A 2,129-nucleotide genomic window follows, 5' to 3' on the forward strand; every position below is an offset into this window, starting at 1 on the left:
CGCGGACACCGCGAACAACCGGATCCGCCGTGTCACCCCCGACGGGACCATCACCACCCTGGCCGGAACGGACGGTGAGGGTTCCGCGGGCGACGGCGGGCCGGCCGGCTCGGCGGCCCTCGACGGGCCCTTCGGCATGGTCGCCGACTGGGCCGGCAACATCTACGTCGCCGACTTCGGCAACAACCGGATCCGGCGGATCTCGGTGGACGGCACCATCGTCACGATCGCCGGGACCGGCGTGGAGGGTTTCGCCGGCGACGGCGGGCCGGCGACTCAGGCTCAGCTGAGCCACCCCTCGGCGCTGGCGCTCGACCCGGCCGGCAACATTCTCATCGCCGACACCTTCAACCAGCGGATCCGCCGGATCGACCCGGCCGGGATCATCACCACGGTCGCCGGCAACGGCGAGCACGCGTTCGGCGGTGACGGGGGCCGGGCCACCGACGCCGCGCTGTGGTACCCGGGCGGGGTCGCCGCCGGCCGCGACGGCACCGTGTTCATCGCGGACACCGCGAACAACCGGATCCGCCGTGTCACCCCCGACGGGACCATCACCACCCTGGCCGGAACGGACGGTGAGGGTTCCGCGGGCGACGGCGGCCCGGCCTCCAAGGCACTGCTGGCGTTCCCGATCAGCGTGGCGCTGGACCACTTCGGCCGGCTCTACATCGCCGACTCGGACAACAACCGGATCCGCCGGATCGGGCTGGACGGGGTGATCGAGACGGTGGCCGGCACCGGCCGGCCGGGCTACTCCGGCGACGGCGGGCCCGCCACCGAGGCCACCCTGCGCTCCCCGCGGGGGGTCGCGCTCGACGCCCGCGACGTCCTGTACATCACCGACCGCACCAACCGGCGGATCCGCCGGGTCGACGCCGACGGTGTGATCACCACGGTCGCGGGCACCGCCCGGCCGGGCAAGCGCGACGACATCGACCCTACGGCGATCAGCCCCGACGGTCCCGTCGCGCTCGACCCGACCGGGGACCTGTTCGTCACCGACCGCCGCCGCAATCTGGTGCTGCACGTGCACCTGACCGGGCCCGGCTGACCCGGCGCCGTACCTGCGCCGCCGCCCAGGCGGTGCGGCGGGCGGCGGCACCGGACAGCGGGAGCAGGCGGGCGCGGTGGGAGCGCTCCGAGGATCATGACGAGACGATCGACGAGACGATCGAGGAGATCGAGGACGGGAGGTGAGCGGTGCCGGTTGTCGACCGCGGGCGCGTGGCCGCCGCCCTGCCGGGCTACGGGATCGGCGGCGAGCTGGGGTCGGGGGCCTTCGGGCTGGTCCTCGCGGGCTACCACCAGGAACTCGACCGCCCCGTCGCCGTCAAGGTCCTCACCAGCCCGGACCCGGGCGCGGCGGTGGACTTCCGCACCGAGGCCCGCCTGCTCAGCCGGCTCGACCACCCGCACATCGTGCGGACCTACGACTGTGTCGTGCGCGGCGACCTGTGCCTGCTGGTGATGGAGCTGCTCTCCGGCGGCACGTTGGCGCACCGGGCGCTGCGCCCGGAGGCGGCCTGCGCGGTCGGCCTCGCGGTGGCCGACGCCCTCACGCACGCCCACGCGCACGGGGTGCTGCACCGCGACATCAAACCGGCCAACATCCTCTTCACCCGGGACGGGCAGCCCAAGCTCACCGACTTCGGGATCTCCAAGGTCTTCGAGGGGTCGGCGTCCACCGCCAGCCGGGTGGTGGGGACCCCGCGCTACATGGCACCGGAGCAGATCACCGGCCAGCGGCTCGGCCCCGCGACCGACCTGTACGCGCTCGGGGTCGTGCTCTACGAGCTGTTCACCGGCACCCGGCTGGCGCCGCCCGAGCTGCCGCTGCCGGTGCTGCTGCGTCACCACACCGAGGTCGTTCCGCCGCCCCCGCCGGGCGTACCGGCCCCGCTGGGGGCACTGCTGCTGCGCTGCCTGGCCAAGCGGCCCGAGGATCGGCCGGCTGGGGCCCGGATGTTCGCCTTCGAGCTGGCCAGGGCCGCCACCAGTGTGTTCGGCCGGCACTGGCTCGACCGGGCCGGTCTCCCCGTCCACCTCGGGGCGGACGTCCGTGCGCTCACCACCCGGCGCCTGCCCCGCCTGCCCCGCCCCCAGGACCGGTCCGCGCTCCCCGCGGC

The 2,129-nt window shown here is 74.8% G+C and carries 2 protein-coding genes; both read left to right on the plus strand.

Features of this window, described 5'->3' with window-relative positions; all coding sequences use genetic code 11:
- Positions 1–1,054: NHL repeat-containing protein (locus AB1460_RS37035; protein WP_368967197.1), on the plus strand; the 1,054-nt coding region annotated here is incomplete at its 5' end.
- Positions 1,055–1,203: 149 nt separating this feature from the next.
- The coding region (locus AB1460_RS37040) for a serine/threonine-protein kinase (protein WP_368967199.1) at positions 1,204–2,129 on the plus strand (926 nt) is incomplete at its 3' end.

The sequence above is a fragment of the Parafrankia sp. FMc2 genome (genome assembly GCF_041008525.1).
Taxonomy (GTDB): domain Bacteria; phylum Actinomycetota; class Actinomycetes; order Frankiales; family Frankiaceae; genus Parafrankia.